Source organism: Arsukibacterium sp. (assembly GCF_033722355.1).
In the GTDB taxonomy this organism is placed as follows: Bacteria; Pseudomonadota; Gammaproteobacteria; order Enterobacterales; family Alteromonadaceae; genus Alishewanella.
In genome coordinates, this window is record NZ_JAWVZF010000021.1 from 20,812 (window position 1) to 28,648 (window position 7,837).

Below are 7,837 nucleotides of genomic sequence, written 5' to 3' on the forward strand. Positions count from 1 at the left end.
CTTTTTTATTTTACCGGCTGATAACCTGTGAGCATGCTCTCAGCGAATAACTTTCACACCGATTTCCAGCTCAACCGGTTGTTGCAGCTTCTGCTCTATCTGCTGTTTTACCCTGTCCATAGTCTGGTTGTCCACGGCACTACCTGACACCAGGGTCAGGCTTATCCTCAGCGGTGTTCCCGGTCTTACTGCCACATCACGTAATTTTACTTCATCCAGCACAATGCCATCGAGTTGCTGCACTATCTGGTGCTCTGTCACCATATGACCAAAACCTATTGCCAGCGGAATACATAAGATCGCAGCCAGACTGACAGTCAGCGCCAAACCACGTTTGGCCCGGTGAAACGGACTATACCCGAGAAACATAAACGTAATTACCGCTGCCAGCACTATGCCAACCAGATTGGTCAGGAATAGTAAAAAAGCGCCCCAGAATACCGTTAAGTCGAGCCAGCCAAGACCAATACCAGCAACCGCCAGCGGCGGCACCAGGGCAACCGCTATGGCAACACCGGCCAGACTTTTGGCGACTTCAGCTCTGGCATGTGCGTAAGCGCCGGCGATACCAGAGATAACGGCCACCCCCAAATCAAGCAAAGTTGGGCTGATCCGGGCCGCTATTTCACTGTTAACAGTGGTCAGCGGAATAAACCAGGTCGCCACCATAGCGCAGCCCATAGCAAGGCCGGTACCAACGGCAATGCTGCGGCTGCTAACCAGCATTAAACCAACATCCTGACGCAGCGTGCCCAGTGCCATTGAAATAATCGGCCCCATTAACGGCGCCAGGATCATTGCCCCGATAATCACCGGGGTAGAATTGGCAAAGAGACCGAACACCGCCAGCAGCGTGGCCAATACCATCAGGGTTAAATAAGAAGGCGATGCCTTGGCGCTCTCACGCAGGGCCATAAACAGCTCTTTAAACTCATCCGTTGCCGCATGATGGATCCAGGGCAGCGGATACGTCACCAGCTCTGTTTTCGCTTTACCAGCGGGCAGTGTCCGGGTTCTTACCGCCTCTTTGCTTTCAGCTTCAGCTTCTTCCAGCGCCAGATGCCGGCCCGGTGCCAGCTGTAGCACCCGGGGTTCGACTTTTAACTGCAAACTGGTACTTTTTTCTATCAGGCCATCATGAGTATAACTAATCAGTTTAGGGCTGCTGATATTGAGGCTGCGGCTTTTCAGATGACCGACAAAAGACGGGCTGTGGTTATTCCAGTAATCCCGCAGAAAAAGTGAAGCAAACAGAAAACGCAGCATTTCAAATACACTGCGCGGTGCCAGCACCAGCGCATGCAACATACCATCATTGACACTGGAGTCGGCCACCAGCCGGCGTGACAGCACTGAGCTGCGGCCATGTTCGACCACCACTATCCCCAATGCTGCAGTATCAACTACCTTTTCTTTAAAAGTCGTAATCTTAAAAGCATTAAAGGTGACATCACCGATACCTTTCACCAGCCGGATAAAGCGTTTAATTCGCTGCGCCAGCGGTTCTGCCAGCGCTTCACCCGGTGTTAGTGTCAGGGCGTCACCAATCACCACCGAGTTAAACACCGGCACCTCATTACACAGCAGTAAATCAGCCTCTACCGCCGGATTATTCAACGCATCAGAAAGTGCATCTTCCAGTTTACCGGCAATACCAAAACCATAGCGGGCATGTTTCATTTCCGGATGCGGCAAAAGCGCCAGCGTAAACGGCTGTTGCTGAATCTTTAACACTAAATCACGTAAGTGCTCATCACTTAAATAACAGATCAACCTGCTACCGTGGCTAATGTTTAATGGCAGATCCGGGTTAAATACCTGCTCGGTAAAGACAGCGCTGCCCTCTGCCAGACGATGATTTAGTAACGGAACCACATGCTGTCGTACCCGCTGTGCGTCCAGATCAGCGTACAATAACACTATAGGTTCAGTAGTAAGCAAACGATTATTCATCCAGACTTCCATTTACCAGCTCAGCAATTTCAGCTAAACGTTGCATCGCCCTGCCATTAACGGATTTTTTAGGATACTGGCCACGCCGGTTCAGCTCACCCGCCTCTTCGCCGGTTAACAGACACAGCGCTTCATCCACCGTTTTTACCACATAGATATGAAATTTCTGTTGCGCCACGGCAGCAATCACCTCTGAGCGCAAGACCAGATTAAGCTGGTTGCTGGCCGGAATAATCACGCCTTGCTCTCCAGTTAGCCCCCTTGACTGACACAACCGGAAAAAGCCCTCAATTTTTTCGTTGACACCACCAATAGCCTGAACCTGGCCATGTTGATTAATTGAGCCGGTAACCGCCAAACTTTGCTTTATCGGAATATCGGTAACGGCTGAAATAAGAGCACATACTTCGGCCAGTGACGCACTGTCACCATCAATATGGCCATAAGATTGTTCCATCGCAATATTGGCACAAAGCGTTAACGGAAACTGCCGGGCATATTTCGCCCCCAGATAACCGGTGAGCAGTAATACTCCTTTGGAGTGAATTGCCTTACCGAGCTCCACTTCGCGTTCAATATCAATTACCCCACTGGAACCGGCAAATACTGTTGCACTGACCCGCGCCGGTGTTCCAAAAGCGGTATCGCCAATTTCCAGTACCGTCAGACCGTTAATCTTGCCGACCGCCAGGCCTTCAGTATCAATTAATATCTGTCCTTCCTGAATATCTTCCAGAAAGCCTTCACTGATCCGGCCGGTGCGGTGTTGCTTGCCCTGCAGCGCCTGCTGGACATGGTTTTCAGTTAAAATATCACTTTCTGCCTGCGCAGCGTAGTAACAGGCTTCCCGCACCAGTTCCAGCACATCGGCAAAACGGGCCGACAACTTACGCTGATGCTCTGCCTGGCGAAAACTGAACTGCAATAGCTGGCGCAGGCCACACTTTGTCAGCTGATTAATATTCAGCTGCTGCATTTGCAACTGGATCTGGCGCGACATATAACTGAGGGTTTGTTCGTTGTACGGCAGATAATGTTCAAAATCGGCCAGCACCCGGAACAGTTCGTTGAATTCTTCGTCGACTTCCTGCACCAGATAATAAAGATCACGCGAACCGAGCAATACCACTTTTACATTAAGTGGTATTGCCCGCGGTGTGATAATGGTTGAGTTAGTCACCGCATGTTCGCTTAATGTGTCTATCACTACTTCGCCACTCTTTAATGCCAGTTTCAGCGCATCCCACACTGAGGCTTGGGACAGCAGTCTGTCGGCATCAAGAATCAAATAGCCGCCATTGGCCTTATGCAGCGCTCCGGGGCGGATCATCCGATAGTTAGTGTAAAGTGCACCACTGGATGAATTATATTCAACCCGACCAAATAAATTGCCATAGCTTGGGTTTGGTTCAAAGATAATCGGGGCCCCTGACATGGTTTCGTGATGCACAAGCACATTGGGCACAAACTCTTCGACAAAAATCTCGCGGCTGTCAATCTCTTCCTGCTTATCAGCGTCAGATTCATCTGGCAGTAGCTCCAGCACTGCTTTTACCAGATGTGGCCGCATTTCCTTCAGATATTTCAGCACCCCCAGCTCAGTACTGTAATCGTGCTCCATCTGTTTTAGCATCGGCTTAATGGCTTGTTCTATTGTTTCTTTGCGCAGGGTTCGCAGGTTTTCCGACAATTCACGCTTCCAGCGCGGTAACTCCAGCAAGGCATCGTTTAGTACTGTTTCCAGCTCTGATACCAACGAGTAAAAATACTGGCGCTGCTCGTCTGTCAGTTTGCTGAACTCACTGTCATCCAGAGGTTTACCGTCGATAATAGGTGAAAAACTCACTGCACCATTGTCTTCATACAGCACAACTTGCTTTTCAAGCGCCGTTTTCTCTACCCGTTCTATTGCCTGCTCATAGCGATCATCAAACTGACGGGCAATCGCTTTTTTCTTGCGCTGATAACCCGGATTGTCAAACGCTGCCGGAAAGGTATCCAGCAGCTCATCAATTAATGCCTCTAACTTCTTGACCAGGATCCGACCATCGCCCGGCAGCAAACGCAGTGTATTGGGCACCCGCTCATCGTCAAAATTGTTCAGGTAACACCACTCATTTGGTGTTGCTTTCTCGGCAGCCGCATGCTGTAAAATGTCCTGTACCAGCGTAAAACGCCCCAGTGCCGGCTCGCCCATGACGTACAAATTGTAACCTGGCATATCCATACCAATGGCAAATGCCAGCGCTGATTTAGCCCGGTCCTGGCCAATAAATCCGGGGATAAGCTCTGCCGTGGTCAGCGCCTGTTCAATCTGAGAGTCATCTAATAACGGACCAAGCTGGGCAGGTTCCAGTGCTGCAGGCAAACGGCTGTCGGTCATATCATCCCTTAGTTAAAGCAAAAGTTACGCAATCACATTTGCCGACATACTACCAAAAAGCGGCCACGCTGTGCGGGCTATTTTTTATAACACAGATTAAAGATCGGGCTAAAGGCGCCGATATAAGCTCAATGACACATGCAAACTATGTCGGAGTGAATATGAACGAGCAAAATTGTCTGCGGAAAATTCGCAATCTTGGCGTTCGTTTACAGGAACTGGAATTAGTGCAACTGGAGCCCGGTAAATCTTACGCAACGACGGCCCTGAATTTCCTATTCGCTGACCATGGTGCCAAGCGCCCGGCAGGAGCGCCACTTGACCATACGTTACGGGCGCTAGGTGAAGTTATTATTGCTAATCGTAAAGTGCGGTTCAGCAAGCTTGACCCGGACAGCATAATTGACTTTTTCTGCCGTTTTTACCGGGTTCATTGAAATAAACAACTTTTTGAAATACTTTTATAGTGAGCCAGGTCTTATAACTGACCCTGACAACTATAAAGGTACTATCTGATGAAAACACTGAACAAAACTCAACTTTCTTTCGCTCTTGGCGCCATGGCATTAGGTTCAGTTGCCGCTGGTGCTGCGCAGGCAGACACTAACCCTTTTGCCGCTGCTGAACTGAGCATGGCGTATCAACTGGCAGCCACTGAAGGTAAATGTGGTGAAGGCAAATGCGGTGGTGATAAAGCGAAAGATAAAGCCAAAGATAAAGCCAAAGAAATGAAGTGCGGTGAAGGCAAATGCGGCGCTGATAAAGCCAAAACCATGGCTGAAGATAAAGCCCGGGAAATGAAGTGCGGTGAAGGCAAATGCGGCGCTGATAAAGCCAAAGCTAAAGCGGAAGATAAAGCTGCAGAAAAAAGCAAAGAAATGAAGTGCGGCGAAGGTAAGTGCGGAGCCGCCTAAGCTGTGATTGCGCCATTACCGTTATCCGGCGCGGGCCTTGGCCTGCGCCGGGAAATATTGCAACAGGTGCTGGCCAGCACCAATCAGAATATTGATTTTTTTGAGGTTGCGCCGGAAAACTGGTTGCCTTATGGCGGTAAGCTGGCCAGAGACTTTCAGGCTCTGACCGAGCGTCATGCTTTTGCCTGCCATGGTTTGTCGCTGTCGATTGGCAGCCCTGATCCATTGGATATCGATTTTGTTAAACAGCTGAAATCGTTCTTTAAAACCCATAATATCAGGCTGTACAGCGAACACCTGAGTTACTGTTCGGCCGATGGCCATTTATACGATTTAATGCCCATTCCTTTTACCGAAGAAGCCGTCAGGCATGTTGCAGCGCGGGTACGAGTGGTCCAGGACATCCTCGAACAACCACTTATTCTGGAAAACGTGTCTTATTATGCAGCGCCCGGCCAGCAGATGACTGAACTTGAATTTATCTGTGAAGTACTTAAACAGGCCGACTGCCAATTATTGCTGGACGTCAATAATATCTATGTCAATTCTGTCAATCATGGTTATGATGCCGACGCTTTTTTACGGGCCCTGCCTACAGAGCGGGTGGCATATTACCATGTTGCCGGTCATTATCAGCAGGACGCTGATTTACTGATAGATACCCATGGTGCCGATATTCCGGACCCGGTATGGCAATTATTGCAAAGGGCTTATCAGCTGCACGGCGTAAAGCCGACCTTATATGAGCGTGATTTTAATATTCCGGCATTAAGTAGTCTGCACCATGAGCTGGCCCGCATCAGGTCATTACAACAACAGGCCGCTGATAACATGGCTCGGCAGAAGCTGGCCGTATGACGACTAAGCCGGTTGAACCTGACTTCAAACAGATCCAGCTGCAGTTTGCCGCGCATATCCGCAGTCCTGCGACTGCTGAAGCCCCCGAGGGTATTGAGCCACGTCGGCTGGCTGTTTATCAGGAGCTGTTTTTTAATAATGTGAAAGGCTTTCTCGATACCGCCTTCCCAGTGTTAAAAACCTTGTATAACGACACTAACTGGAATGCTCTGGCTCAGCAGTTTTTCAGTAACTATCGCTGTCAAAGCCCTTATTTTTTACATATTGCAGAGCAGTTTGTTACCTTCTTACAGCATTACCAGCTAACAGCCGCTGACCCGCCTTTTCTGGCCGAGCTGGCTCATTATGAATGGGCTGAGCTTTACATTGCGACGCTGACAAGTGAGCAGCAATTACCGGCTTTGACCGGCGCAGAGCTGGCTGGTGATGCGCTTAATCATACCCCTTTACAGTTGTCTGAGCTTGCAATGCTCTGTGCTTATCAGTTTCCGGTGCAGCAGATTTGCATTGATTTTCAGCCTGCCGAACCAGACCAACCCGTTTTTTTTCTGCTTTATCGCAATGCTGATGATGTCGTAAAATTTGTCCAGCTGAATCAGGCAACACTGTTGCTACTTAACAGTTTGGCAGAGCAACCCGGTCTTAGTTTTAATGAGTTAATTCAGGTAATCAGCCCGCAACTACCCGGCCTGACCACCCAACAATTGCAACAAGGCGCCCGGCCGCTGATTCAGGACTTGGCCAGCAAGGGTGCCATTTGCCGGTTTATTGAAAAGAATTAATTATCAATGACGGCGGGTTGAAATCGTTTTGCGACTCTGCCGGTCTGGTTAATTATGTTCCTTGCCAACAATACCGGCTAATTTTATGTTTAAAACGCTATATCTAAGTTATCAACACACGATTTCCAAGCTTAGCCTGATTAGCGGTCTGGCGCCGCTATTACTGAGACTTATTGTCGCACCGGTACTTATTCAGGCCGGCTGGAATAAGTTTAGCAGTTTTGATGACACGGTTGCCTGGTTTGGTAATAGTGACTGGGGCCTGGGTTTGCCGCTGCCGGCCCTGCTGGTCACGCTGACTATTGCCGCCGAACTGGTTGGTGGAGTATTGCTGTTGCTTGGCTGCTTTACCCGGCTGGTTGCCATACCGCTGATGGTCACCATGCTGGTGGCTATTTTCACGGTGCACCTGCCTTATGGCTGGCCGGCCATTGCTGACACCAGCAGCTGGCTGGCCGATGGCACTATTTTGCATAACGAGCGGGTCATGGCAAGTGGTGAAAAAATAGAAGCAGCCCGCAGTATATTGCGCCAGCACGGTAATTACGACTGGCTGACTTCGAGCGGCAAACTGGTTATCCTGAACAATGGTATTGAGTTTGCTGCCATGTATTTCGCGATGCTGCTTAGCCTGTTCTTTACTGGCGGCGGTCGTTTTGTCAGTATCGATTACTGGGTTAATCGCTTGCTTAAGCGTCGCATCTCTGGCACATCGCAATGACTGTAGCAAAATACCATGTGAATGGTAGCTTTACAGGATCAGGCTATGTCTATTAGGCTGAGCGCTGTTTCTTCCGAAGATAAGCCTGACATTATGGCACCATCCCGACATAGCCTGCTTAGTTTGCCGGTCAGTTTATTTAAACGTAAAATGCAAAACAACAGTCAGCGCTACGAACAGCTGGTGCGGTTGTACCACGCTGATTTATATCGTTATGCTTACTGGC

7 protein-coding genes and 1 pseudogene are annotated in these 7,837 nt (G+C 49.3%); 6 read left to right on the plus strand and 2 right to left on the minus strand.

Translation table 11 applies throughout. The annotated features are described in order from the left end of the window. Positions 1–39 precede the first annotated feature (39 nt). Positions 40–1,953 (minus strand): TIGR00341 family protein, encoded by a 1,914-nt coding sequence (locus R3177_RS04150; RefSeq protein ID WP_318969776.1) that lies wholly within the window; start codon positions 1,951–1,953, stop codon positions 40–42. Then, positions 1,946–4,336, minus strand: coding sequence for an ATP-binding protein (locus R3177_RS04155; RefSeq protein ID WP_318969777.1), 2,391 nt, complete (start codon positions 4,334–4,336; stop codon positions 1,946–1,948). The genes R3177_RS04150 and R3177_RS04155 overlap by 8 nt, the downstream gene beginning before the upstream one ends. Before the next feature lie 161 nt (positions 4,337–4,497). On the opposite strand from R3177_RS04155, the gene R3177_RS04160 reads away from it, so the two are divergent. The 6 genes and pseudogenes from R3177_RS04160 to R3177_RS04185 form a co-directional block, all read left to right on the plus strand. Beyond that, entirely contained in the window at positions 4,498–4,773 is a 276-nt protein-coding gene (locus R3177_RS04160; RefSeq protein WP_318969778.1) for a hypothetical protein, read from the plus strand. Positions 4,774–4,851: 78 nt separating this feature from the next. Beyond that, a complete protein-coding gene (locus tag R3177_RS04165) occupies positions 4,852–5,250 on the plus strand; it encodes a hypothetical protein (protein ID WP_318969779.1) in 399 nt (132 codons plus the stop codon). A 3-nt stretch (positions 5,251–5,253) separates the two neighbouring features. Further along, positions 5,254–6,108 carry a DUF692 domain-containing protein gene (locus tag R3177_RS04170; RefSeq protein WP_318969780.1) on the plus strand — a complete coding sequence of 285 codons (855 nt, stop codon included), beginning with the start codon at positions 5,254–5,256 and terminating at the stop codon, positions 6,106–6,108. Next, on the plus strand, positions 6,105–6,890 hold the full coding sequence (locus R3177_RS04175; RefSeq protein WP_318969781.1) for a DUF2063 domain-containing protein: 786 nt from the start codon (positions 6,105–6,107) through the stop codon (positions 6,888–6,890). Before R3177_RS04170 ends, R3177_RS04175 begins: the two co-directional genes overlap by 4 nt. Before the next feature lie 85 nt (positions 6,891–6,975). Next, positions 6,976–7,611 (plus strand): DoxX family protein, encoded by a 636-nt coding sequence (locus R3177_RS04180; RefSeq protein WP_318969782.1) that lies wholly within the window; start codon positions 6,976–6,978, stop codon positions 7,609–7,611. 45 nt (positions 7,612–7,656) lie between these two features. Beyond that, positions 7,657–7,837, plus strand: a pseudogene (locus R3177_RS04185) (RNA polymerase subunit sigma); the annotation flags it as partial.

Excerpts from the sequence above, each read along its gene's own strand:
- R3177_RS04150 (WP_318969776.1), bottom strand. The coding sequence starts at position 1,953 with ATGAATAATCGTTTGCTTACTACTGAACCTATAGTGTTATTGTACGCT.
- R3177_RS04155 (WP_318969777.1), bottom strand. The coding sequence starts at position 4,336 with ATGACCGACAGCCGTTTGCCTGCAGCACTGGAACCTGCCCAGCTTGGT.
- R3177_RS04160 (WP_318969778.1), top strand. The coding sequence starts at position 4,498 with ATGAACGAGCAAAATTGTCTGCGGAAAATTCGCAATCTTGGCGTTCGT.
- R3177_RS04165 (WP_318969779.1), top strand. The coding sequence starts at position 4,852 with ATGAAAACACTGAACAAAACTCAACTTTCTTTCGCTCTTGGCGCCATG.
- R3177_RS04175 (WP_318969781.1), top strand. The coding sequence starts at position 6,105 with ATGACGACTAAGCCGGTTGAACCTGACTTCAAACAGATCCAGCTGCAG.
- R3177_RS04180 (WP_318969782.1), top strand. The coding sequence starts at position 6,976 with ATGTTTAAAACGCTATATCTAAGTTATCAACACACGATTTCCAAGCTT.